General features: G+C 31.8%; 27 protein-coding genes and 1 other annotated feature. Of the genes, 4 read left to right on the top strand and 23 right to left on the bottom strand.

Features of this window, described 5'->3' with window-relative positions; genetic code table 11:
• Positions 1-108: 108 nt before the first annotated feature.
• The 16 genes from rplT to FC55_RS02525 all read right to left on the bottom strand — a co-directional run bounded on the left by rplT (position 109) and on the right by FC55_RS02525 (position 16,884).
• Positions 109-471 (bottom strand): 50S ribosomal protein L20, encoded by a 363-nt coding sequence (gene rplT / locus FC55_RS02600; RefSeq protein WP_003699795.1) that lies wholly within the window; start codon positions 469-471, stop codon positions 109-111.
• A gap of 92 nt (positions 472-563) precedes the next feature.
• Positions 564-764: a 50S ribosomal protein L35 gene (rpmI, locus tag FC55_RS02595; RefSeq protein WP_003699793.1), complete on the bottom strand. Its 201-nt coding sequence runs from the start codon at positions 762-764 to the stop codon at positions 564-566.
• 32 nt (positions 765-796) lie between these two features.
• Positions 797-1,297, bottom strand: a complete 501-nt coding sequence (infC, locus tag FC55_RS02590; protein ID WP_003705897.1) for a translation initiation factor IF-3 — start codon at positions 1,295-1,297, stop codon at positions 797-799.
• A 43-nt stretch (positions 1,298-1,340) separates the two neighbouring features.
• Positions 1,341-1,476: a sequence feature (ribosomal protein L20 leader region), on the bottom strand.
• Between the two features lie 53 nt (positions 1,477-1,529).
• A complete protein-coding gene (gene thrS, locus FC55_RS02585) occupies positions 1,530-3,479 on the bottom strand; it encodes a threonine--tRNA ligase (RefSeq protein ID WP_003699791.1) in 1,950 nt (649 codons plus the stop codon).
• A 307-nt stretch (positions 3,480-3,786) separates the two neighbouring features.
• On the bottom strand, positions 3,787-4,716 hold the full coding sequence (gene dnaI / locus FC55_RS02580) for a primosomal protein DnaI (protein ID WP_035149667.1): 930 nt from the start codon (positions 4,714-4,716) through the stop codon (positions 3,787-3,789).
• A 9-nt stretch (positions 4,717-4,725) separates the two neighbouring features.
• The gene (locus FC55_RS02575; RefSeq protein WP_003699787.1) at positions 4,726-6,072 is read right to left on the bottom strand and encodes a DnaD domain protein; all 1,347 of its coding nucleotides are present in this window, start codon (positions 6,070-6,072) and stop codon (positions 4,726-4,728) included.
• Between the two features lie 9 nt (positions 6,073-6,081).
• Positions 6,082-6,555, bottom strand: a complete 474-nt coding sequence (gene nrdR / locus FC55_RS02570; protein ID WP_003699785.1) for a transcriptional regulator NrdR — start codon at positions 6,553-6,555, stop codon at positions 6,082-6,084.
• A 14-nt stretch (positions 6,556-6,569) separates the two neighbouring features.
• Positions 6,570-7,175 carry a dephospho-CoA kinase gene (gene coaE, locus FC55_RS02565; protein ID WP_003699783.1) on the bottom strand — a complete coding sequence of 202 codons (606 nt, stop codon included), beginning with the start codon at positions 7,173-7,175 and terminating at the stop codon, positions 6,570-6,572.
• Entirely contained in the window at positions 7,172-8,002 is an 831-nt protein-coding gene (mutM, locus tag FC55_RS02560; RefSeq protein WP_003699782.1) for a DNA-formamidopyrimidine glycosylase, read from the bottom strand. The genes coaE and mutM overlap by 4 nt, the downstream gene beginning before the upstream one ends.
• A gap of 12 nt (positions 8,003-8,014) precedes the next feature.
• Positions 8,015-10,693, bottom strand: a complete 2,679-nt coding sequence (gene polA, locus FC55_RS02555; RefSeq protein WP_003699780.1) for a DNA polymerase I — start codon at positions 10,691-10,693, stop codon at positions 8,015-8,017.
• A gap of 120 nt (positions 10,694-10,813) precedes the next feature.
• A complete protein-coding gene (locus tag FC55_RS02550) occupies positions 10,814-11,515 on the bottom strand; it encodes a Bax inhibitor-1/YccA family protein (RefSeq protein WP_003699778.1) in 702 nt (233 codons plus the stop codon).
• A 35-nt stretch (positions 11,516-11,550) separates the two neighbouring features.
• On the bottom strand, positions 11,551-11,991 hold the full coding sequence (locus FC55_RS02545; protein ID WP_003702490.1) for an FAS1-like dehydratase domain-containing protein: 441 nt from the start codon (positions 11,989-11,991) through the stop codon (positions 11,551-11,553).
• A gap of 108 nt (positions 11,992-12,099) precedes the next feature.
• Complete coding sequence (gene murC, locus FC55_RS02540) at positions 12,100-13,431, bottom strand: UDP-N-acetylmuramate--L-alanine ligase (protein ID WP_003699774.1); 1,332 nt, start codon at positions 13,429-13,431, stop codon at positions 12,100-12,102.
• Between the two features lie 75 nt (positions 13,432-13,506).
• A complete protein-coding gene (locus FC55_RS02535) occupies positions 13,507-15,795 on the bottom strand; it encodes a DNA translocase FtsK (RefSeq protein WP_003699773.1) in 2,289 nt (762 codons plus the stop codon).
• Between the two features lie 93 nt (positions 15,796-15,888).
• Positions 15,889-16,539 (bottom strand): YtpR family tRNA-binding protein, encoded by a 651-nt coding sequence (gene ytpR / locus FC55_RS02530; RefSeq protein WP_003699772.1) that lies wholly within the window; start codon positions 16,537-16,539, stop codon positions 15,889-15,891.
• A 27-nt stretch (positions 16,540-16,566) separates the two neighbouring features.
• Entirely contained in the window at positions 16,567-16,884 is a 318-nt protein-coding gene (locus tag FC55_RS02525; protein ID WP_003699770.1) for a thioredoxin family protein, read from the bottom strand.
• Between the two features lie 124 nt (positions 16,885-17,008).
• Here FC55_RS02525 and FC55_RS02520 point away from each other — a divergent pair, with 124 nt between their 5' ends.
• Complete coding sequence (locus FC55_RS02520; protein WP_223687525.1) at positions 17,009-17,350, top strand: hypothetical protein; 342 nt, start codon at positions 17,009-17,011, stop codon at positions 17,348-17,350.
• Here FC55_RS02520 and trmB read toward each other — a convergent pair.
• The 4 genes from trmB to FC55_RS02500 form a co-directional block, all read right to left on the bottom strand.
• Positions 17,333-17,971: a tRNA (guanosine(46)-N7)-methyltransferase TrmB gene (gene trmB / locus FC55_RS02515; RefSeq protein WP_003699767.1), complete on the bottom strand. Its 639-nt coding sequence runs from the start codon at positions 17,969-17,971 to the stop codon at positions 17,333-17,335. The two genes, FC55_RS02520 and trmB, sit on opposite strands and share 18 nt — an antisense overlap.
• Before the next feature lie 75 nt (positions 17,972-18,046).
• On the bottom strand, positions 18,047-18,835 hold the full coding sequence (locus FC55_RS02510) for a phosphotransferase family protein (RefSeq protein WP_003699765.1): 789 nt from the start codon (positions 18,833-18,835) through the stop codon (positions 18,047-18,049).
• Between the two features lie 62 nt (positions 18,836-18,897).
• Complete coding sequence (locus tag FC55_RS02505; protein WP_003699762.1) at positions 18,898-20,091, bottom strand: ABC transporter permease; 1,194 nt, start codon at positions 20,089-20,091, stop codon at positions 18,898-18,900.
• Positions 20,084-20,824: an ABC transporter ATP-binding protein gene (locus FC55_RS02500; RefSeq protein WP_003699760.1), complete on the bottom strand. Its 741-nt coding sequence runs from the start codon at positions 20,822-20,824 to the stop codon at positions 20,084-20,086. The genes FC55_RS02505 and FC55_RS02500 overlap by 8 nt, the downstream gene beginning before the upstream one ends.
• 120 nt (positions 20,825-20,944) lie before the next feature.
• Between FC55_RS02500 and FC55_RS02495 the strand changes: the two genes are divergently transcribed.
• The 3 genes from FC55_RS02495 (at position 20,945) to FC55_RS02485 (ending at position 22,665) form a co-directional block, all read left to right on the top strand.
• Positions 20,945-21,373, top strand: coding sequence for an HIT family protein (locus FC55_RS02495; RefSeq protein ID WP_003699759.1), 429 nt, complete (start codon positions 20,945-20,947; stop codon positions 21,371-21,373).
• A gap of 3 nt (positions 21,374-21,376) precedes the next feature.
• The gene (locus FC55_RS02490) at positions 21,377-21,655 is read left to right on the top strand and encodes a hypothetical protein (protein ID WP_003699758.1); all 279 of its coding nucleotides are present in this window, start codon (positions 21,377-21,379) and stop codon (positions 21,653-21,655) included.
• A 119-nt stretch (positions 21,656-21,774) separates the two neighbouring features.
• Entirely contained in the window at positions 21,775-22,665 is an 891-nt protein-coding gene (locus tag FC55_RS02485; protein ID WP_003699757.1) for a peptidylprolyl isomerase PrsA, read from the top strand.
• Positions 22,666-22,738: 73 nt separating this feature from the next.
• Here the strand turns inward: FC55_RS02485 and FC55_RS02480 are convergent, their stop codons facing one another.
• The 3 genes from FC55_RS02480 to FC55_RS02470 form a co-directional block, all read right to left on the bottom strand.
• Positions 22,739-23,686: a 3'-5' exoribonuclease YhaM family protein gene (locus FC55_RS02480; RefSeq protein ID WP_003699756.1), complete on the bottom strand. Its 948-nt coding sequence runs from the start codon at positions 23,684-23,686 to the stop codon at positions 22,739-22,741.
• Between the two features lie 94 nt (positions 23,687-23,780).
• The gene (locus FC55_RS02475; RefSeq protein ID WP_003699755.1) at positions 23,781-24,125 is read right to left on the bottom strand and encodes a YlbF family regulator; all 345 of its coding nucleotides are present in this window, start codon (positions 24,123-24,125) and stop codon (positions 23,781-23,783) included.
• Positions 24,126-24,170: 45 nt separating this feature from the next.
• Positions 24,171-26,315 (bottom strand): PBP1A family penicillin-binding protein, encoded by a 2,145-nt coding sequence (locus FC55_RS02470; protein WP_003699754.1) that lies wholly within the window; start codon positions 26,313-26,315, stop codon positions 24,171-24,173.
• Positions 26,316-26,342: the final 27 nt, after the last annotated feature.

The raw sequence follows: 26,342 nt of genomic DNA, 5'->3' as shown, positions 1-26,342 counted from the left end.
ATATCATATTTTCCCTGAGCAATCTGTTTATACAAAATTATAAGTAATTTTAAGGATATAAAAAAAGCAAGAAGGTAAAATACCTTCTCACTTAATTAAAAAACTAAATTATTCAGCAGCTAAAGCTTTCTTTGCTTCATCAACAAGTGCTGTAAATGCAGCTGCATCTGTAATAGCTAAATCAGCTAACATCTTACGGTTAACTTCAACATTAGCTAACTTCAAACCATGCATTAACTTGCTGTAGCTAATGTCATTTTGACGAGCAGCAGCATTAATACGAGCAATCCATAACTTACGGAAGTTAGACTTTGTCTTACGACGATCACGGAATGCATATTGGTATGACTTCATAACTTGTTGCTTAGCAACTTTGAATTGAATATGCTTTGCTCCGCGATAACCTTTAGCTAATTTGATAATTTTCTTACGACGTTGGCGTGTAACAGATCCACCTTTAACACGTGGCATGACAATTCCTCCTTAAAAATTCAACCTTTATACTAGGTATAGTTACATAATTAAGTAACTTTTCTTCTTTATAATATTTATCTTAGATATTCTTATTTCATTTGAGAAAGCATTTGCTTGATACGTTTCATATCTGAAGCAGATACCATTGAAGCTTTACGTAATTGACGACGTTGCTTCTTTGTTTTACCGTGGAAACGATGTGATGTGTAGGCGTTTGAACGTTTCAAACCACCATTTCCTGTACGCTTAAAGCGTTTTGCTGATGCACGGTGTGTTTTTTGTTTTGGCATGATTATAAATCCTCCTAAAATAAATTGTTTTATTATTTTTCAGTTTTTGGTGCAAGCATTAAGAACATGCTACGACCATCCATTTTTGCTTTAGACTCTACAGTTGCAACGTCTTCAGTTGCTTCTGCAAAACGATTAAGGACATCACGACCAATATCCTTATGAGTAATTGCACGTCCCTTAAAACGAATGGAAACTTTAACCTTGTCTCCTTTAGATAAGAACTTACGTGCATTCTTCATCTTAGTATTAAAGTCATTCGTATCAATAGTTGGACTTAAACGAACTTCTTTGATGTTAACAACTTTTTGCTTTTTACGAGCTTCTCTTTGTTTCTTTTGAAGTTCAAAACGATATTTACCGTAATCCATGATTTTTGCAACAGGTGGCTTAGCTTTAGGAGCAACTAAAACCAGGTCAAGATTTGCATCTTCAGCCATTTTTAGAGCTTCTTGCTTAGTCTTTACACCTAATTGGTCACCATTATCGCTAATCAATCTTAATTCTCGAGCACGAATGCCTTCATTAACCATTTTATCGACTGCTATGATATTCACCTCCAAAAATAATTCAGAGAGAAAATGCAGAAAACGGACATCCAAAAAATCAGAATGCCCGTCTTAATAATCCGTTTTAATTAGAATTAATATCATAATTTCTGCCCGGAAACCTACATTTCCTAGGCGAGAAGCGGGTGCCTCTGCTTTTTTCTCAACTTTATAAGTATATCAACTACACTTAAAAGCGTCAAGACTATAATAGAAATTATTTTTCTCTACTATAATTTTCTATATCTTCAAACAAAAGATTCTTAAATTCAGCTTTTGTCATAGTGTTAGTCTTTTCTTCACCATATTTACGAACTGTCACTGTTCCGTTTGAAACTTCTTCATCACCAATAACAAGTGTATAAGGTATCTTGTTTACTTGGGCTTGACGAATCTTATATCCCATTTTTTCATTTCTATCATCAACAGTAACACGAATGCCATGTGCTCTTAATTTACTGCTTAAATCATTTACATAATCCATATGTAAATCATTCTTAACAGGAATAATATCTACTTGGTGTGGAGCTAACCAAGTTGGAAATGCACCCTTATACATTTCAGTTAAGTAAGCTGTAAAACGTTCCATAGTTGAAACAATTCCACGGTGAACCATAACTGGTCTATGTTCCTCACCATCAGCACCAATGTACTTCAAATCAAATCTTTCTGGTAATAAGAAATCTAATTGGATAGTTGATAATGTTTCTTCTCCACCTAAAGCTGTCTTAGTTTGGACATCAATCTTAGGACCATAGAATGCAGCTTCGCCTTCAGCTTCAAAATATTCTAGACCCATATCATCCATAGCAGCTTTTAACTTACTTTGAGATTTTTCCCACATTTCATCATCATCAAAGTATTTTTCTGTATTCTTAGGATCTCTATAACTTAAGCGGAAACGATAATCTGTAATATCAAAGTCATTATAAACTTCCGTCATTAATTTAATTAAAGTCTTAATTTCATCTTCAATATGATCTGGTTCAATAAAGTCATGACCATCATTCAAAGTCATTTCACGAACACGAGACAATCCTGTTAATGCTCCAGACTTTTCGTATCTATGCATCATACCTAATTCAGCGATACGTAATGGCAATTCACGATATGAACGCTTGTGATGATTGTAAACTTGAATATGGGATGGGCAGTTCATCGGACGTAATTCCAACATTTCACCATCGCCCATATCCATTGGTGGAAACATATCTTCACGATAGTGATCCCAATGACCAGATTGCTTATACAAGTTCAAATTTGCTAGAACTGGAGTATAGACATGTTGGAATCCCCATGCAACTTCCTTATCAATTATATATCGTTCAATTACACGACGAATTGTTGCACCATTTGGCATCCAATATGGTAATCCTGCACCAACTTTAGGATCAACAAAGAATAAATCTAATTCATTTCCAATTACACGATGATCTCTTTCACGAGCTTCTTTTTGACGTTGTAATTCAGCATCCAAATCTTTTTGCTTATAAAAAGCTGTACCATAGATACGTTGTAACATTGGATTGCTTGAAGCACCTTTCCAATATGCACCAGCAACAGATAATAGTTTAAAAATCTTTACTTCACCAGTTGAAGATAAAACTACTCCATCAGTGATATCAATGAAATCACCTTGCTTATAAGCAACTACTCTACCATTATTTTTATTAGCTACATCTCTAACTAATTCTTCTTGATATTCGTCACCTGATACTAAATTCAAAGCTTCTTCTTCTGAAAACTCAACTCGTTCTATAGGTAAGTTTGCCTTTATTATTTCAGACATTTTTTGAGAAATCTTTTCAAAATCTGTTTCTGCAACTTGGCCTTCAGAATTATCAGTATCAAAATAGAATCCATGCTCTGTAACATCACCCAAACCAAATTTCATATTTGGGTATAATTCATGTAATGCATTAGCTAAAACTTGTGCTGCTGTTCTCCACAATACAACTAATCCATCATTAGAATCTTTTGTAATAATTTCAATAGATCCATCTTCTTTTAATGGTTGATTTAAATCAACAAAATTACCATCAACTTTTCCTGCAACAGCTTTTTTAGCCAAACTGATACTAATTGATTTAGCAATTTCAGCTGTTGTTACACCAGCATCAAATTCCTTTACTGAATTATCTGGAAATGTAATTTTTATACTAGACATTAATTCTACCTCCTGAATTCTCTATGAAACAAATAACGTCCCTAACACACCAACATTGATGTATTAAGGACGCTATTAACGTGGTTCCACCTTTAATTTTTAGCTTTAAACAAACTACTCATTGTGCTGTTAACGGTCGCACCGGTCTAACTTTTCATTAAACAATACATGAAAGTGGTAAGAATACTACATTATTGAAAGTTTTCAGTCAAGCCTTTCATCCCTGAATCATAGTAATCCGTTTGTCTTTCACGAAATCTACAGTTTTATTTAACCATTATCTTGAAGATTATTCAAGGGTTTTTCATTATTTATTTCTTCTATTTTCACCATTAATAACTACTTCATCAACTAAAAATCTAATTCTTTCCATGATTCTTTTTGCTTTCAAGGGTTCTAACTCACCTCTCGTATTCTGCGTTAAGTAGAATTCTTCTAAGTCATCTAAAGCAATATTTGAACTAAAGAAAGTTGGTAATTCTTCTTGCATACGATATTGTAAAATCACACCTAGAACATCATCTCTAAACCAACTACTTAATTGATCAGCACCTATATCATCCATCATTAATACAGGAGCTTTTTTCAAAGCATCAACTTTTTCCATAGTGGTATTTTTACCAATAGAATTTTTTATTTCTACAGCAAAAGATGGCATGTGAACTAAAGTTACTTTTATCCCCTTTTCTGCTAATTTATTAGCAATCGCTCCCAGTAAATATGTTTTTCCTACTCCAAACGATCCAGATAAATATAGTCCTTTATGAAAGATATTAGGCGTTTCAGTATAGTTCGCAACAAATTCTATAGCTTTTTTTAAAGCTATCATTCTTCCATCATCATCTCTATAATAATTTTCTAGTGTTGCTTTACGAATACTTTTAGGAAGATTGACAATATTAATTCTATTATTTATTTCTCTTAGTCGTCTCTCTTCTATCAATTTTTTAGTAGGTACATATGTTACTTCAATGTGATGATCACTAATAGTTAATTGTGGCGAATACCCTGGGGCAAAAACTTCTTTTCCTTCTGCTATTTTTTGTTTTAAGTCAACAAATTCATATAACTTACTTGCACCCTTTAATATTTCTTGATGACTTAGTCTATCTTTGTTTTCACGTAAAAACAATTGCACATCATCATCTTTTATACTTTTTTCAATTATTTCTTTATACTTTTTTTCCCACTTATTTTCTACTAGTCTTTTACTAAGTTCCTTTCCCATATCTTCCACATAGCTCACCTACTTTCCATTTATTTTTTTCAATAGCTCGTCAATTTCTTTATTTTCTTTCTTTCCAACATCTGTTAGCTTATTCTTTCCCTTTTCTTTAGCCCATTCAGGTAATTTCTCTTTAACAATTACATTACTTTTGCGGCCTTTTGAATCTTTTTTTGTCGCTTTGCGTTGTAGTGATTTTTCTCGAGTGAAACTTTTAACGTAAGTCATCGCTTCTTGAGCGTTTTTTATTTTTTTCTTTGTCCAATCAGCAGCAATTCTTTCAAATGTTCCTTTTAAGATGGTAGAACTATCTTGAACAACTAACAAATAATGAATTAAAACATTAATAACTTCATTTGGTAACATCTGCTTTTCTACCAATGTTTTTACAGCATACCTTTCATTAGCAGTGACAAAACTTCCTAACTCATTTTTTAGAATCTCTAAAAATTCTAATGGAACATAGGCTTTAAAAGCATTAACTAAAGGATCAATATTCTTATCTTTTTCGTCATCTTTAGCTTTAGCCGTTTCTACTATCTTGTTTTTCTTAAAGTTTCTTCGAATTCCGCTATCAAAATTTTTTTGAGCTAATTTTTTAAATTCATTATAATCAATCTTATTATTTGTTACATTAATTGCTTTTTCTAAAAGTTTTACTAATTGAAATTCATCTATACCATAAACTAATTTGACACTTTTAATAATATCTAAGTGATTCATAACATCATCTGAACTTACATATGAGTTCTTTATGAAATCACTAAAAACTGTCATGTCTAATGACACCTTTTGACGATTAATAAGAGATTCATCATTTGAAATCTTACTATTATTTAATTGAGCTTGTAAAACAATATTATCTTTATTTAAATTAAATACATCAAAAAATTGCTTTGTAACTTCTTTTTTATCATGATAATTATTATCAAATTTATTCCATAAAGATAATTTTTTAAATTTTTCATTTCCAACCATTTCTAATAACGCCGTGCTTAATAAATCATCTGTAAAAAATTTCACTTCGTTTAATGGTTTTTGAAGTTCATAGATATGATACTTACCTAATTTATCTTCACCTTCAAACGTTTTTATAAGCCCAGTAGCCTCAAGCTTCAAACGTGCATCATATAACTCAGGGATACTTATCCCTAAGCCATCTATAATATTCTTATTCAGTTTTCTCTCACTTAATATTAATTTAGAGTCAATTTCGAAACGTAAATATGAATATAATGCTACTGCTACAATACCTATTATTGGCTGATACAGCACTTGAACAATTTCAATATCATGATTATCTATATAGGTAGATGCAGATACCAAATATCCATCTTTTGGTGATAGTTTATTCAATGCGCTATCCATAAACTCATCCTAATCTTTCGAATTATTTTCTTCACGATCCATTAATTCCCTTAATTCATCAGCAAAGGCGTGCATATCTTTAAATTCCCTATAAACACTCGCATATCTAATATAGGCAACTTCATCAACATCAGCCAATATTTTCATTACATATTCCCCAATTAATTGGCTTGAGACTTCGGTTCCTCCAACAGAGCGTAGTTTATTTTCAACTTTATCAACTATTTCTGTAATTTCATCTATTCCTACAGGACGTTTTTCAGCAGCTCTTACAATTCCCCTTAGCAATTTTTCTCTTTGAAATTCTTCCCTTGTTCCGTTCTTCTTAATAACTAATAAAGGGGTTACTTCGACTCTCTCAAATGTTGTGAATCGATATCCACACTGCTCACATTCTCGGCGTCTTCTAATGGCATGTCCATTATCCGCTGGTCTACTATCTACAACTCTAGAACCGTTTTTATGACAATTTGGGCATTTCATAGTTGTAGCTCACCTCATTTCTCTAACATTAAATTATTTCTCTCTAGCCATTCTATCACTTGATTATGAGTATCTTCAATACTTCTTGAATTATCAATGACAATATCAGCTTTGGAATTTCTTTCTGCACTATCTAATTGAGCAGATATTCTTTTTAACGCTTTATCCCTAGTTAGTCCATCTCTTTGTATCAATCTTTCTATTTGTAATTCTTTGGGAATGTATATGACCATTGTAAAATCACACATCTTATCATATCCACCTTCAAATAACAAAGGAATATCTAGGATTAATACATCTGCACCTTGCTTTTTATAATATTCAATTTGATCAATTATTTCTGTGCGTATTTTTTTACTCAATATTTTATTAAGTAACTCTCTTTTGTCCTTGTTTTCAAAAACTACTTCACCCAATTTTTTTCTATTTAAACTTCCATCAGATTGTAAAATATCATTTCCAAAAAAATGACTAATTTCTTTTAAACCTTCTGTATGTGGCTCCACAACTTTACGAGAAACTTTATCAGCGTCAATAATTGGATATCCCATCTCTTTTAAATATGTGCTAACAGTCGTCTTTCCTGAAGCTATTCCGCCAGTTAATCCTAAAATTTTCATGATTTTACCACCTGACACTTAGGACAAAAATGTGTTCCTCTCTGACCTACAACAATTCTTTGAATTGGTGTTCCGCATCTCTCACAAGGATCTCCTGTTCTTTGATAAGCATGTAAGCTAAACTGAAATCCTCCAGAATGTCTAAATGCATCTGTATATGATCTAATTGTAGTTCCTCCAGCTTCGGTAGCTAACGCTAACTCTTTAATAATATTATCTCGTAAAACTTTAACTTCCTCTTCAGTTAATTTATTTGCTGGTGTTTCAGGATGGATTTTACTCATCCACAACACTTCATCTGCATAAATATTTCCCAAACCTGCCACTATTGTTTGATCTAATAAGGCATTTTTTATAGCTTTTTTTCTCCTTTTCAAATTTTTAGAAAAATCTTCAACTATAAATGTTTTCTCTTTAGGTTCTGGCCCTAATTTAGCTAAACCAGCAGTTTGTATTTCCATTCCTGTTTTAACCAACTGCATCCTGCCAAACTTTCTAACATCGTTATATCTAAGCGATGTTCCATCTGTAAAATCAAATACTACGTGGGTATGTTTTTCAACTTCTTTTGTACTTGGTTCAACGAAATATTTTCCTTCCATTCTCAAATGGGAAATCATTGTCAAATCACTACTAAATCTAAACAATAGATATTTCCCACGTCTATCAATTTTTTTAATAGTTTTATTTGTTAATTTTTCTATGAATTCTGATTCTTCATTAACTATAGTTTTTGAATACAACACTCTAATATCTTTTATTTTTTTATTTAAGACTAATTTCTCTAATCCTCTACGTACTGTTTCAACTTCTGGTAATTCAGGCATTATCTCACCTTCCTACTTCGTATCAAACCAAGTTTGTCCATGCTTACTTTCAACTTTTAGCGGTACATCTAGCTTAACTGCTGAATCCATAACTTTTGGAACCATATCCTCTAATAATGGAATTTCTTCTGTTGGTGCTTCAAAGATTAATTCGTCATGTACTTGAAGTAGCATTTTTGCTTGTAAATTCTTTTCTTTTAACATTTCTTGCATATTAATCATCGCAACCTTGATAATATCAGCTGCACTACCCTGAATTGGTGAATTCATAGCCGTTCTTTCAGCAAAAGAGCGTAAATTAAAATTACGACTCTTTATATCAGGTAGATATCTTCTTCTGTTAAAAATAGTTTCTACGTATCCATTTTCTTTAGCGAATTCAACAATTTTTTCCATATAATCTTTTACGCCTGAAAATGTATCTAAATAGGTATCTATAAATTGTTTAGCCTGTTTTCTTGATATTCCTATATTTTGTGATAAACCGTAATCGCTAATACCATATACAATTCCAAAATTAACAGCTTTAGCTTGTCTTCTCATATTAGGAGTTACTTCATCCGGACTATCTACATTAAAAATTCTCATCGCTGTACTTGCGTGAATATCCATGCCTTCCTTAAAAGCCTCTTGCATATTTTTGTCTTTTGAAATATGTGCCAATACACGTAATTCAATCTGTGAATAATCAGAAGAAAATATTTCCCATCCCGGATGACTTGGAACAAAAGCTTGACGTATTTTTCGACCTTCTTCTAAACGAACAGGAATATTTTGTAAATTTGGATCAACTGAAGATAGTCTTCCCGTTGAAGTTAATGTTTGAGTATATCTTGTATGGGCCTTCCCATCTTTCTTAGAAACTACTTTTAACAATCCCTCAATATATGTAGATTGTATTTTAGCTAATTGACGATATTGTAAAATATTATCAACAATTGGGGACATACCTCTAAGTTGCTCTAATACACCTACTGCTGTTGAATATCCTGTTTTTGTCTTTTTAATAACTGGTAACTTTAATTTTTCAAACAATATAACACCTAACTGTTTTGGTGAATTTAAGTTAAATTCTTCTCCAGCTTCATTATATATTTCCTGCTCTAGTTCACTTAATCGTTCCTTCAATTCACTTTGCATAGTTTCTAGTCTATTACTATCCACTTTTACGCCCGCAATTTCCATATTTGCTAATACAATCGACAATGGACGTTCTATTTTTGTATATAGATCTAGTTGCTGATTTTCTTCTAACTCATTAAATAATTTTTCTTTTAAATTATTTATCGCTTTTACTTTTCTCACTAAATGTTCAAATAAAACTTCTTTATCTTTTGGCACAGCATGTTTAGCACCTTTACCATATATTTGCTCATCAGATTCTACATCATAATATTCGTGCTGTTGTGCCAACAGACCTAGATCATTACTATTTTCACTATTATCTAGCAAGTATGATACAAGTAACAAATCAAAATTAATTTTCGATAAAGTAACACCTAATCTATTTAAGCCAACATATTGTCTTTTGCCATCAAATAGATCTACTTCAACTTCATCTGATTCCAACAAATTCTTGATTTGTTTTTTCTTTAGTAAATCTATATCATCCGACACTAAATATTTATCATCTATTTTAATAGAAAAACCAATAATTTCAGCTGTATGATAATTTTCTCCATCTATTTCTAAATTAAATACTATTTCGTCATTATCACTAACATTTATATCATCTAAATTTTCTTCTGTTAATTCAGTAAACTCTATATTACTTTTAGATTCAAAAATATCTAATTGTTCACTACTTTCATCCTTTAATTGTGATAAAAACTTTCGAAAATCTAATTTTTGATATAACGTTATTAGTTTCTCAATATCTTTTCCAGTCCATTCAGTTTCTTCTAAATCTATTTCAACTGGAGCGTCTTTTCTAATTTCTGCTAAATCTTGGCATAAATAAGCAATTTCCTTTTCTCTGATTAAATTTTCTTTCATCTTAGACTTTTTCATTTCATCTATATTTTTATAGATTCCATCTAAAGTACCATATTGTTTCAACAATTTAATTGCTGTCTTCTCACCAATTTTTGTAACCCCAGGATAATTATCAGAAGTATCCCCCACTAAAGCTTTCATATCAACGATTTGTTCAGGGATTAAACCTATTTTTTCTTCAACATGACTTGGAGTATATTCTTCAATTTCACTAACACCCTTAACTGTTACAGCAACTGTTATTTTGTCAGTTGTTAATTGCGTTAGATCCCTATCTCCTGTAACAACTACAACATCATAATTTTTCTTTTCAGCTTTTGCAGCTAATGTTCCGATAATATCATCAGCCTCATAATTTTTTAGCTCGTAAGTTTTTATTCCATATCCTTCTAGTAAATTTTTTATTTCTGGAAATTGCTCTGATAATTCTGAAGGAGTTTTAGCTCTCCCACCTTTATAATCAGTGAATTTTTCAGTTCTAAAAGTAGTTTTACCAGCATCAAATGCTACTAATATATGTGTAGGGTTAACCTTAGTTAAGATGCTATCTAACATATTCTTAAATCCATAAATTGCATTAGTATGTAGTCCTTCATGATTTACAAATCTACTTAAAGAATTGTGCAAAGCAAAAAAAGCTCTAAATGTGACACTATTTCCATCTATTAATAATAATTTATTTTTTTCTTCTACCATAATACACTTAGCTGGAAGTCCAACTATATACTCCCTTCGTTTTCTTCTAATCTTATTGTACCAATAAACTATATTCTATTAAATAAAAAAAGACTTGGGAAAAATCCCAAGCCTGAAATATTAATCTTTGTTTCCACCTAAACCAGTAAAAATATTTAATAATTGTATAAATAAATTTACGAAGTCTAAATATAATTGTAATGCACCCATAATCGCTAAATTTGTCGTATTAATTTGATTTCCATATTGAATATACATTTGACGAAATCTTTGTGAATCCCAAGCTATTAAAGCTGCAAAGATAACAACACCTATAAATGAAAATGCCAAAGTTATAATTGAGCTTCTTAGGAAAATATTAATTATCATTACAATAATTAAAGCTATCAAAGCAGCCATTGCTTGACGACCTATTCCTGACAAATCTTTCTTAGTATTTGTTCCCATTAAAGCTAATACTGTAAACATAACAGTTGCTGAAACAAATGCCATCGTTACATCTTGGCTTGAATATACCTGAACAATTAGTCCAAAGAATAATCCTTCCAACACTGAATATAATCCTAATCCAGTTAACGACATAGCAGGTGATCTATCTGCCTTAAAAGACATTGACATAACTAAAACAACTTGCAAAATCAAAATTCCCCATACAGCCCAACGATTATTAGAAAAAAAAGTTAGGGCTTGTACTTGATATACATTAGAAATCAGATAAGCTGTGACAGCAGAAATTGCAACTGCACCAGCCATAAAACCATACATCTTAGCCATAAAACTATTTAGTCCAGCTTGATTTCTATAAATTTCATTATTATTCATTCTCAATATCAAATCCTCTCATATAGTCTAAAGTATTAAAAAATCTTAGGTGGCTTTACAATCACCACTGCATCAATAACACGATCTCCATCTTCATTTTCACCTTCAACAGAAATCGTAATAACTTCTTTCATGCTATCAACTTTAATAACTTCAAAACTAAATGTTACCATCTCATCATGATAGACGGGAAGGATAAAATTAGTTGATAAATTAACTACATCACTACCTGGTCCCGGTAAAACTTTAGAAATTGAACTTGTAATAATACCTGTAAGTAATACTGGTGGAACGATTGGCTTTTGATACTCAGTATCTCTTGCATAATCATGTTGGATATATAGAGGATTATTATCGTTTGTAATACCTAAATATAATAACAGATCTCTATCGCTTATACTTTCAGTAACAGTTAAAGAATCTCCTTCTTTTATCTCATCAATTGTTTTACCGCGCCTATGCACATCTTCAGACATGACAACACCTCCACGTTTTCTTAGACATATCATACCACATATAGATTTTTTTAACAATTAATTAGACAGGCGTCTGTTTTGATATTTTTTAGAATGATCTTTTAATAACTAGTTATTTTTTAGACTCAAATTACTTAGCAAATCTTCATATGCATGTTCATATTTTTGAATATCTCCTGCTCCCATAAAAATAACAACATCGTCATGAAAATCTAGTAGAGGGGACATATTATCTAATTTTAGAACCTCTCCACCTTTACTAATTTTCTTACCTAAATCTTCAGAAGAAACTTTTCCATCATGTTCTCTAATAGAACTAAAGATATCAGTTAAGTAAACTTTGTCTGCTAAACTTAAACTTTCAGCAAATTCATCCATTAACGCAATTGTTCTACTGAAAGTATGTGGTTGGAATACTGCTATTATCTTCTTATCTGGGTATTGTTGACGGGCTGCATCTATTGTTGCTTTTATTTCTGCTGGATGATGTGCATAATCATCAATAATCACCATATCTGCCACACGTTTTTCCGTAAAACGTCTCTTAACACCCTTAAATGTTAACAATTCTTTAGCAATTTCTTGTTGATCTACTTTTTCCATATAAGAAACAGCAATTACAGCTAAGCTATTTAAAACATTGTGTTCTCCAAACATTGGAATATCATAATTTCCAATAAATTCATCATGGAAATAGACATCGAAATTAGAACCCTTTGTTGTACGTTTAATGTTTTCAGCTCTAAAATCATCATCCGACTTAGTACCATAATAATGCACTGGAACTTTTGCATTAAGTTTACGCAAGTTTTCATCCTCGCCCCATACAAAAATTCCTTTTTTAGTTTGCATAGCCAATGTTTCAAATGCATCTCTAACATCATCAATATCTGTGAAATAATCTGGATGATCAAAATCAATATTAGTCATAATCGCATAATCTGGGTGATATGCAACGAAATGACGACGATATTCATCTGCTTCAAAAACGAAGAAACGTGCATTAGGAGTTCCCTTACCAGAACCATCGCCAACTAAATAGCTTGTTGGTGATACTCCGCTTAATACATGAGCTAGTAAACCTGATGTACTTGTTTTACCATGTGCACCAGCAACACCTATACTTGTTGTTTCTTCAATAATTTGTTCTACTGTTTCTGGGTATGTTTGTACTGTCAATCCCATCTCATGAGCTTTTTTAATTTCTACTTGATCATCACCAAATGCATTACCAGCAACTACGATCATATCTTCCTTAATATTATCTTCATCAAATGGTAAAATTTTTATTCCAGCATTCTCTAAACCTCTTTGTGTGAAAGTGTACTTATCAATGTCAGATCCTAGAACCTTATATCCTTTATCATGCAAAATTAAAGCTAAAGAGCTCATTCCAGTTCCTTTAATTCCTACAAAAAAATATGTTTGTTCACTATTCATAATCTACGTTTCCTCTTTTCTAACTTCCGATCATTTCAATGATACCATAAATATAATTATTTTTATTATTTAGACTTAATTTGTTTCCTTCATTTTTTCAAGTTTTTCAGGAGTTAAATATACGTCCCTAGGTTTAGACCCCTTTGCAGACGAAATGTATTGTTTACTTTCCAAATCATCAATAATTTTTGCAGCTCTATTATAGCCTATTGAAAATACTCTTTGAAGCTTAGATATAGAAATTCCATCTTCATTAACAATATATTCTAAAATCTCAGGCATTAGATCATCTTCATTTTCAGTCTGTGTCTCTATAACTTTTAACTTATCTGGATTAAAAGCATATGTCGGAGTTCCTTGTTCTCGGATAAAGTCTGTAATCTTTTCTATTTCATCCTCAACGTACGTTCCTTGAATACGTCTTGCTTGACTTTCACCATTTCCTAAATACAACATGTCTCCTCTACCAAGTAATCTTTCTGCTCCAGACGAATCTAAAATCGTCCTTGAATCAACTTGACTAGATACCATAAAAGCAATTCTAGTAGGTATATTACTTTTAATAACACCAGTTATAACATCTACACTTGGACGTTGCGTTGCAATTATCATATGTATCCCTGCTGCACGCGCTTTTTGTGTAATTCTTATAATATAATCTTGAACTTCAGAAGAAGCGACCATCATTAAATCTGCCAACTCATCTATAACGATGACAATATATGGCATTTTTAATCCATAATCTCCATTTTCCTCAGCTTTTTCATTGTACGATTCTATATTTTTAGCTCCTGCAGCCGCTAAACGTTCAAATCGTTCTTCCATTTCATTAACTGCCCATTTTAATGATGCCGTAGCTGCTTGAGGATCAGATACAACAGGAGCTAATAAGTGTGGAATATCATGATATGGAGCCATTTCAACAGCTTTAGGGTCAATCAGTAACAGTTTTAGCTCTGTCGGTGTTGCTTTATATAATAAAGATACTAACATACTATTGATAAATACTGATTTTCCCGAACCTGTTGCTCCCGCAATCAAACCGTGTGGCATTTTAGCTATATTTGTAACTTGAGGTTGTCCAAATAAGTCTACACCTAATGCTACAGTTAAAGGTGAAGTTGCTTCTTTGAAGACTTTAGAATTTAAGACTTCTGATAACATAACTGGACGTGACTTTTTATTTGGTATCTCAATTCCCACACTTCGTTTTCCGGGAATTGGTGCTTCTATTCTAATATCTTTAGCCGCTAAAGCTAATTTTAAGTCATCTGTCAAATTTGTAATTTTATTAACTTTAACTCCCCTATTTAACGTTACTTCAAATTGAGTAACTGTTGGGCCAATAGTCCAATTAGTAACTTCAGCTTTAACATGAAAAGCCTCTAAAGTCTCATTTAGAATATCTACTTCTTGTAACACCCATTCATCCATCTCATCTTCATCATTAATTACAGGATCTGGTAGTAATGACATTTCCGGGAATTTATACATTAAATCTTCTTTATTGTCACCTTTTTGCGACTGATTAAATAAGGATAAGTGACTTTGCATATCATTCTTTTCTTGTTGCATAATTTCATCTAAAGAACGATCTAATGCTTTCTTCTTAGGAGCATTATCATCTTGCTGCTTAAGTTCTACAGTTTTTTCAATTTCTTCATGATGATAATTTCTAGCTGTTTCGTAAGGAATTACTGTATCCATACTATTATCATCACTTTCTTCTGAAGAAATAGTATCAGTATCATTTTGTTCTTCTATAGAATCTTCTGAAATTTCTATCTCATTCCTACCTATATCTTCTGTCTTCTCATTTCCTTTATCTTCTTCATTATCAGTAGGCTCGCTAATTTCTTGTTCTTTATTAACTTTAATATTGCCATCAGCGTTGTCATCATTTATTTCTTCAATTGACTTACTATCTGCTGGTATTTCTAATTCATCTTCAGGTAATTCATTTTTATCTTCAATTTGTTGGAGATTATTTTCTTCAAAGATATTATCATCTACAATATCTTTAGGCTCTTGAAAATCATCCGTAAATAACCATAAATTATTAAATTTTAATCTCAATTTTGCTACTAACTTACTATATTTTTCTTTGTCATTCTTGTTAGTAAACTTAATAGATGAAGGTGGTACATATGTAGGGCGAAATGAACGTGTTCTATAACTGTCTAAAGTTGTGCTTGTCCGCACAAAAGCTCTTTGACGTCTAATATTTCTTCCTTCAAATTTATGACTAGCTTTCTTAAAAGAAGATGTAGAAGAAACATTTGAACTTTTTTTTGCACTATTTTCATCTATATTACTTGATCGACCTTGTCTACGAAAAAAAGCTGGTCCATCATAATGTTCCATTCTATCTCATCCTATCTAAATTCTTTATTTTCCTATAAAAAATAGGCTAATATTTCAAAATAAATTTGAATACTAGCCCATTCTATCATATTATTACGCTTTATTTACAAATAATTCTGCACCTTTTACAAAATTAAACTCTTTTCCTACTTCAAAAGCATCGGTTTCAGGTAAAACCAAAATTCCTCTCTTTTGTGGTGCATTAGGTAACTCTAATTCTCTAGCAGAACAAATCATTCCCATACTTTCTACACCACGTAATTTTCCAGGAAAAATCATAGCGCCATTTGGCATCATTGCTCCTACTTTAGCCACTACAACCTTTTGCCCTTCGTCTATATTTGGAGCACCACATACAATTTGCAATTCTTGATCATTATCAACTTTTACTTTGGTAATGTGTAAGTGATCAGAATCAGGATGTTCTTTCATACTTTCTACGTACCCTACAACAAATTTTGGATTAGCATCTAAAATTAATTCTGGATCAAAATCATTTTCTTCAAGTAATTTATTCAACTTATCCACTTGTTCTTGATTTAATTGTTCCTCTCCATGTCCTTGTAGGTCCGCCAACACAGTTGAAATACCAAAAAAGTTATATCCTAATGTTGTATTACTTTCAGCGTCAAAAATTCTTACAACATTTCCCTTTTTTTCTGATTTTTGTTGGATTGTATCAGGTCTTAGAACAACAACCAATACATCACCTATACTTTTAGGATTATAACTAGCAATAAACATCTGATTCTTTTCTCCTTTATTAAAATTTTAGATCGCTTTTAAGAAATTTTCTACTTCTTTCTTAGTCTTTCTATCTTTATTTACAAAACGATCTACTTCTTTTCCATCTTCATAAACAATGAAGCTTGGAATTCCATATACATCTAATTCTTGACATAAATCAATATTTTCGTCTCTATCAACTTGAATAAAGTTAAAATCTGAAAATTCTTCTTCAATTTCAGGCATAGCTGGTTTTATAAAACGACAATCAGGACACCAACCAGCTGTGAAAAATAGTACGTATTTTCCCTTTGCTAATTTTTCTTCTAGTTCTTGTTTATTCATTTTTGCCAATTGTTCCATTACAGACACTTCCTTACTTTTTGTAATTAATTATGCCTTAATTATAACTTAAAAAAATAATAAGTAAAATATATTGCTTATTCATCAAATATTTGATATTACTATAGTTAGTTTGAAAGGATTGATGACTGTGAAAAAACTGAACTTACAATTGCTTTTTGCTCTGCTTATTGTCCTTTGTCCTTTATTTTTGCTCATCTTCTATTTAAAAAGGAAGTATATCAAAAATAGCGAGACTGTTTTATCAAAGATAAGAGACGAATTTTCCAAACAGTATATAGTCAAAGATTCCTGGATCCACGTATACCCTCGTCAAAATTATCAATTTAATCAACCATTAACTTATGCTGGTGGTGTAAAATGTATTGATCCTTCAGGAAAAACCATTAATTATACCTTTACTGCAGATGCAAAAACCGGAAAAATTATTGACTCACATATTATCAACTTAGAAATGGGCTTCTAATTTAAAAATTGGTTGCCCTTTTTTACTAAATTTTTCCTCATATTCTGTCATTACATTATCTTCAGCCTCAGGAGATGAATGTAAGTCCAACCAAACTCCGTCAAATTTCATTCCAAAATTATTCATGCTAACTAAAGAATATTCAAACAATCCTTGGTTATCAGTTTTAAATTCAATATGTCCATCTGAATCTAATACCTCTTTATATTGTTCAAGAAAAGTTTTGTACGTCAATCTTCTTTTAGTTTGACGTTTCTTAGGCCAAGGATCAGAAAAATTCAAATAGATACCTGCAATTTCACCTTTTTCAAAATATTCTCCTAAGCCACTACCATTAGCACATATTAACTGAAGATTAGGTAGTTTCTCTTCTAACTGTTTCTTCAAGGCAATTCCTACAGCAACTGTCTGTAATTCTAATCCAATGTAATTCTTTTCTGGATTCTTTTTGGCCATTTCAACAATAAAACGACCTTTTCCCATTCCTATTTCGACAAAAATTGGATTATTATTTTGAAAACGTGTGTGCCATTTTCCTTTTAATTTTGTTGGTTCTGTTACTACAAAATCTGGATTTTCTTCAATCAAAGGCTTAGCCCAGGGTTTATTTCTTAATCGCAATACTAGTCCTCCTACAAAAAATAAAAGATAGAGGGGTTAATGTACTAACTTCCTCTATCTCAACAATTCTACATTTTAAAAATTAAGTTCATTAATTAATTCCGATATTTTTAATATGTCTTGGTTCATTTCTGTGAAACGACCACGTTGATGATAGTATTTAACATCGAGCAATAAATTTATCAATGAATACCAGTAAATTCGATACCATAAATCTCTATTCACTTCTAAACCATACTGACGTAACCATTGCTCCCAATTTTTACGTGGGACATATTGACACATTAACATACTAAGATCACTAGCTGGATCAGCAATTCTAGCTGATTCCCAATCCACTAAATAAAGCTTTTCTTTATCTGACAACAACCAGTTTTTATGATTTAAATCTCCATGACATACTTCATAAAAGTCAGACTTTAAATCAGGCTGATTAGCCTTTAGATAATTTGCTACTTTATTCAATAACGGATGCTGATTTAAATCATCAGGAAGTCCTTCAAAGTATTTTCTCACTAAATCAATTGGCGTAACTACTTTCCCACCAACTTGAATTAACATTTTTTTAAGTACAGGAGTATGGTGAACTTTATATAATAAATCAGATACCGATTTTTGTCCCATTTCACTCCTATATAAAGATCTACCATTTAACCACTCTTGAGCAGTCAAAGTATCACCTGTTGAAATCCTCTTCGTCCATATTAGTCTAGGTGCTATTTCTTCCAAAGACAATGCTGCTAAAAAAGGAGAGGTATTTCGTTTTAAAAATACTTTTTGATCACTTTTTATTCCCATATATGCTGTATCTGTGTCACCACCGATTGGGAGGATTTGCCATCCATTTTCTAAATTAAGATTCATAATGACTTACTCCTCGCATTTAGTGCTAACTAAACTAAGTCTACAAATATATCTATTAAGTGTCAAGATTTTTCTAACCTTAAATTTGCATATCCATAAACAAACAGGATGCTTTCGACTAATACAAGGGCAAGGAAGGCTCCTGAGAGTAGTATGTTTTGGATAGCGATATATACGGCTATGACTGATATAAGGGCATTGATTATCAATAAAGCTAATAGGATGCTTTTGAATTCTTTGCCTTTACTGTTGGTTTCAAGTGGATATAGATGTACGAATACATTATCGTCAAAGTACTTGTATAGTGGTAACATTTGGAAGCCGATTAGGTAGATAAACAACATTCCTATTACCAGGCTAAGCCAAAATTTAGGGATAAAGAGTAGGACAATGAACTCGATAACGGTTAGGCGTATATACAGGCCACTATATTCACCATTTCGGATGATTGCCCTAATGAATAGGTAGCCATATACGTTTTTAAACTTAGGTATGAGCCAGTCTAGATACTTTCTGCGCTTAGCTTTCTTCTTTACTTGGGGAACATCTGTAAATAGATTGAAGAAACTGTATTTTCTCATCAGTCTTAGTTTTTCTACGTCTATCAAATAATTCCACTGAATGATTTTATTTTTAGGCAATGATTTCAAATACAGAATTAGTCCAACGGTAATCCCCAATGCGAAATATATGGATGCATACAAGCCAAGCATATAAACGATTAAAGGTACCACATAATTAAAGATAAGACTATATTTGCCTGCTTGATACTTCGCTTCAAAGGCTCGGATAAAGAATAAGTTTACCTGGGCAACCTTTAAAGCTACCTGACTTAATAATAGGATTATGCTTTCTACTAAGTTTAAATGGACACCATAGTAAATGAAAGGCAGTAAAACGATCCAGACAACGATTTGAATAACGCTGTTTGAAACCCAAGCTCGCTTTTGTGCTCTCATTAAATACTCTCTCATACCCTTTTCTTGTGGCAAAAGAAACACTTTATCAGGCTCATCAATTAATGTCCCTACCTTTCCAAACTGCAACATCACAAGTAAGACAATGATTACTACCGGCTTGGCCCATGGGTACGATAGATCTACATTTAAGGACTTTATGAAATTAGAGTATGTGTAGCTTATTCCACCCAGTAAAAAGAGTAACGCAATTACAAAATGATCGTTGAATACATAGCGATAGTACTTGATCATTCGCTTTAGATACAGGTTTAATCGCTTCTTCCATAGATTATTCATTGGCCTTTTCCCCTTTAGTCAAACTCAAATAAATCTCAGAAAGAGAAGCATCTTGCTTATTAAATTGAGCTCGTAATTCTTCCAATGTCCCACTTGCCTTCAATTCTCCATGATTGATCATTACAAATCGATCGCAGTACTCTTGGGCCGTTCCTAGTACGTGCGTAGACATTAACACAGCTGATCCTTCCTTTTTAACGTCATCTATGAGCTTTAATAGATCATCTGTAGCCAATGGATCCAATCCCAAAAACGGCTCATCGATAATAAAGAGCTTAGCCTTAGTAATGAAGGCACACACGATCATTACCTTTTGTTTCATACCCTTTGAAAAGTTGGCCGGAAACCAGTCCAATTTATTCTGTAACCTAAATATTTCCAATAGCTCATTTGCCTTTTTCCAAGCTTCATCTTTATCTAAATTATATGCCAATATCGTCAACTCTATATGTTCCTTTAACGTTAATTCATCATATAAAATGGGCGTTTCTGGAATATAAGCAATCTTACTCTTGTATGCTTGTGCATCTTCATCAATAGTTATCCCATCTATCTCAATTGAACCCTTCATAGCATGTAATAACCCTATAATATGATTAATTGTCGTTGACTTTCCAGCACCATTCAGACCAATCAAGCCCACCAATTCGCCATTATCAACACTAAAATCAATCCCTTTTAACACTGGTATTTGGGAATAACCACCTACTAAATTCTTAACCTTTAACGTCATTCTACATTCCTTCTATTTCTTAATTTAATATCATCTTAGCAGCAGTTAAAAATTATGTCTAGTAATCGCCTAATAGGTGTATAATTGTAGATAGATTAACTTGAAAGAAGGTAGAAATTTATGGAAGATTGCATTTTTTGTAAAATCATTGCTGGTGAAATTCCTAGCACAAAAGTCTATGAAGATGATGAAGTATTAGCTTTCCTAGACATTTCACAAGTTACTCCTGGACATACTTTGGTAGTTCCAAAAAAACATGTAGCTAATATTTATGAATACGATACAGATTTAGCTGCTAAAGTTTTTAGTCGTATTCCAATGCTTGCCAGAGCTATTAAAAATTCTAATCCTAATATTTTAGGCCTTAACATCCTTAATAATAACGGTGAAGTTGCTTATCAATCTGTGTTCCATTCTCATATACACTTGATTCCTCGTTATAGTAAAAAAGAAGGATTTGGCCTTAGATTTGATGATAATTCTTCAAAATATGATAGTAAAAAACTTCAAGAAATTGCTAATCAAATTGCTTCTAAGGTTGAGAAATAATCTATGAAAAAAAGAAAACTTATTATTCCAATTGCTCTGGGTGCTGTTGGATTAGCTTATTACAATAGAAAAGCTCTTAAAAATGAATTTCTTATCTATAAAGATTACTATGAAAACTTATCTAAAGAACTTTCACAAGTTTCTTTTGCTTCAAAGAAAGTCTTGTTTAATGTAATGCAACTATTAGATCAGGTTAGTGAATCCTCAGATACTATTGAAAATTTATTAACTGAAATTGACACTTTTTCTCAAGAAGTCAATAAAACTTTAGATAGTCTTTGATTTTTAGACTTTTTCTTTTATTTTTTTGTAAGATTTAGTTTTTTTTACTATCATTTCAATATCTATGGTATAGTTATTATCGTTAATTTAAATTAATTGAATGGATGTGTATATTTATCATGAAAAAGAAATGGTTAGTTGCCATATCTGGTATTGTTTTAACTTTCGGTCTTGCTGCTTGTTCAAAGACAGTAGCTACAACATCTGGCGGAAAGATTACTGAAAGTGAATACTATAGTAGTATGAAGAAAACTTCTTCTGGTAAGCAAGTTCTTCAACAAATGATTTTAAATAAAGTTCTTGAAAAAGAATATGGTTCAAAAGTTTCTGACAAAAAAGTTAACGAACAATATAATACTTACAAAAAGCAATATGGTTCTTCTTTTGATTCTGTTTTAGCACAAAATGACATGACTAAATCTAGTTTCAAACAAGAAATTCGTTCTAACTTACTTTTAAAAGAAGCTGTAAAAGATAATACAAAAATCACCAATAAACAATTAAAAGCTCAATGGAAAGAATATGAACCTAAAGTTACAGTAGCTCATATTTTAGTATCAAAGAAAAGTACTGCTGAAGACATCATTAATAAATTAAAAGAAGATGGAAGTTACGCTAACTTCAAGAAATTAGCTAAGAAATATTCTACTGACTCTTCTACTAAGAACGATGGCGGTAAATTAGCTGCTTTTGACAACACAGATACTTCATTAGATAGTACTTTTAAGAAAGCTGCTTTTGGATTAAAGCAAGGATCATTTACAACTGAACCTGTAAAAACAGAATATGGTTACCATGTAATTTATTCTATTAAGAACCCTGGCAAAGGTAAAATGTCAGATCATACTTCTGAATTAAAATCACAAATCATTGATTCTAAGATGAGTGATTCTACAACTCTACAAACAGTTGTATCTAAGGTTCTAAAGAAGGGTAATGTATCTATTAAAGATAAAGATTTACAAAATATTTTATCTAGCTACTTAGGTAGTTCTTCTAGTTCTAAATAGAACAAAAGGCACAAGTCAATTTCGACTATGTGCCTTTTTATTTTCTAATAAAAATAATATCTACTTGATATCTTTATTCTTTAGGTTTATAGAAATTACGACCATCAAGGCCAAAAATACGTTCAGAAAATTCACCAGATTCCGTATGACTTAATGAACTCTTCATCATTTGAATCGATGCATCAAGTTGATCGATTTGATGTAATACCTCAGCTTCCATAATATGTGGTCTGACCGGTGACCCATATTCTAACAAGCCATGGTGTGATAATATCATATGTCTTAGCAAAATTACTTCTTCGCTATTATAATCTATCTGCAATATCTCACACGCTTTTATAATTTCTTCGTCAACAATTACAATGTGCCCTATCATGTTACCTTCTAGTGTATATTTAGTTGCTATCGGTCCAGATAGCTCTTTTACTTTCCCCAAGTCATGAAGAAGAACTCCTGCATATAACAATGACTCATTTAATACATCATATTCCTTGGCAATCGCTTTAGCTAACCTCAACATAGATACTGTATGAAATGCTAATCCTCCAGAAAAAGCATGATGATTTTTCTTAGCCGCAGGAAATGAAAAGAAACTATCATGATATTTATTTAGCAAATATCTCACTATTCTATTCCATTTAGGATTAGTAATTTCAAAAAATGTATTATTAATTTCTTCTTCAATTTTTTTAATTGATTCTGGTGCAGTTTGTAAATAATATTCAGGTTTGTTAGGTTCATTTTCTGTAGCAATTCTTAAATTAAATATCTTAATTTGCGGATTATCTTGATAATTCTCTCTTTTTCCTTTTAATCTGACAACTTTTCCTTCTTTAAATTCTTCGATTTCTTTTTCAGTTGCATTCCAGAATTTAGCACTTATTTCACCTGATTTATCAGCAAAATTAAAGGCAATAAACTTTTTCCCGTTTTTCGCCACTCTTACTTCAGCACTTTTAATCAAAACAAAAATATCCATATTTTCATTTATTGAAAAATCTAATAACTTTTTTTCTTCCATTCCTACTTTTCCTCACACTTAATGTTTCTCTAAAACTTATTTTAAAATAAAAACTCCCAGTTAAGCAACTCTGTGCTTCCATGGGAGTTAAATCTTAACCTTCTATATCATATACTTCACTTAAAGGTTTAAAAATTATTTTATTCAAATCATCAATCAAAACACTGATGGCACGTTCTTTTTCCATCAATTCCATCATTAGTGGATATTGAGAAGCTTCTTGACTAATTTCTTGTAATGATTTCATCACTTTTTCGTCAAGTGTTCCTTGCATTTGTTGTTCTTGTAAAGTTTTTTGTGCTTCTCTTAATTTCTTATAAACTGCAAAAGTAGCATCATCTGCTTTAACTTTAGCAACAACTGCTTGTAAATCTTTGTATTCTTGTGATTCACGTAAATCTTTTTCTAATTGATTAGCTGTATCATAAACATTTATCATAATAATTCCTCCAAAACCTTTATGTTCTTATTTTAACATATATTCTTATTGTCCAAACCATTCTTGTAATTTTTGTTTTCCTTGATCAAACAAAGATGAAGCCTTACTTCCCCAATCAGATGCTGATTTAGAGAATGAATCATCTAATGTTTCACCTGCTTTTCTAAATGTATCCCATACATTTGATGAACTCGAAGAAGCTCCACTTTCTTGGGCTACCATAGTTGAAGCTGGTTTAACAGTAAACGTATTTCCAGCAGTATGAGGCAAAATACCTTCCATTTCATTCTTAAATAGACTTGCTCCACCTCTAATGCCTTCTTCACTTAACGAATACTTAGTAGAATCAAAACCTACCCAAGTTGCTACTACTACATCAGGTGTATATCCTATATACCAATGATCGTTTTCATTTGAACTATTAGATGCTGTTAAACTTTCGGTAGAACCAGTTTTCCCAGCAATCGTATATCCACTTGGACTAGCAGATTGACCTGTCCCACCTGTTCTATATACATCCATCATCATACTAGTCATCTCATTGGCAATTTTTTTAGTCATTATTTTTTTAGAATCATTCTCTGTATTATCCACAATCACTTTGCCCTGTGCATCGACTATCTTTGTAATAAAATGAGCAGTATATAATTTTCCTCCATTTGCAAAGGCTGTATAAGCATTGGCCATTTGATAAGGCGAAACTCCCTTCTTCAAGCCACCTAATGCTAAACTTAGATTTTCATCATCTGAAGTTAACTTTATTCCAAATTTTTCGACAGACTTATAACCTTTAGAAACTCCAATTTTATTTAATAGCCATACAGCAGAAGTATTTTTACTTTCAGCTAGGGCCTGGTACATAGGAATTTCTCCAGAGTACACGTCATTCCAGTTATGAGGCTCATACTTATCTTTACCATATGCCTTTAATTCATCTTTTACATCAGTATCATAATGATATCCTGACTGAAGAGCTGGGGTATATACAGCTAGAGGTTTTATCGTTGATCCTGGCGATCTTACTAATTGTGTACCACGATTATACCCTCTAAATACATGAGTTCCTTCTCTTCCACCTACAACTGCAGCTACACCCCCATTTTGAGGATTAATAGCAATAGATGCCCCTTGTGCTTTAGTTCCATCTTCTGCATTATATGGGAATAAACTACTGTCAGCAAAATCATCTTGCATTTCATTTTGATAATTTTGATTCAAGGATGTATATATTTTATATCCTCTATTCATAATATCTGTTTCGCTTAGCCCATACCTATTCATCGCTTCGTTAATAACTGCATCAAAATAATATGGATATCTATAACTAGATGTATATTGATAGTTATCATTTGTTGTCATTGGAGTTGCTTGATACTGACTAACTTGTTCTGCGCTTAACTTTTTATTATCCTCCATCAATCCCAAAACTACATTTCTTCTATCTCTTGAAGCCTGGGGATGATCTATTGGATTATAAGCTGTTGGACTCTTTAACATACCTGCTAAAGTAGCTGCTTGTGGCACACTCAATTCACTAGCATGTACACCAAAATATTTCTCAGCTGCATCCTCTACTCCCCAAACACCATTTCCAAAATAAGCGTTATTTAAATACATTGCTAAAATATCTTTCTTTGAGTAATCATTTTCTACTTGCATAGCAATAAATATTTCTTTAATTTTTCTTGAAAATGTCTGTTCTTGAGAAAGAAATGCATTTTTTACAAGTTGTTGCGTTAGTGTACTACCACCGCCACTTATATAATCTCTGTGTAAAATCTTGTTTTTAGCATATAAAAGAGTAGCTCTTCCAATACCAGTAATAGAAAAACCGTACTCATGATAGAAATTACGATCTTCTGTAGATAAGACAGCATTTTGAACATTATCAGATATCTTATCAAGAGGTACCCATGTCCCTTTTTGTGAATATAATGCTCCTGCTTTTTGTCCTTTATAATCATAAATCTCAGTAGAGGTTTGTAATGCTGATTTTAACCCTCTAACATTTGTCTTTTTGGCTAAAAAAACTCCATAGCTACTAATTAAGAAAAATATACTTAAAAAGACTATTGTTAACCATCGCCATCCTTGATATCTTGTCCATTTTTTCTTAAACCAAGAACCAAAAATTCTAGAATTGGCTAAAAAGTCATCCTTTATCTTTTCAAAAAAATCTTTTATCTTCATTCATTAACTTCCTTGTCAATAAAATTA

The organism is Ligilactobacillus salivarius DSM 20555 = ATCC 11741 (genome assembly GCF_001435955.1).
GTDB classification, from domain to species: domain Bacteria; phylum Bacillota; class Bacilli; order Lactobacillales; family Lactobacillaceae; genus Ligilactobacillus; species Ligilactobacillus salivarius.
This window is presented reverse-complemented; position numbering and strand designations above follow the sequence as displayed.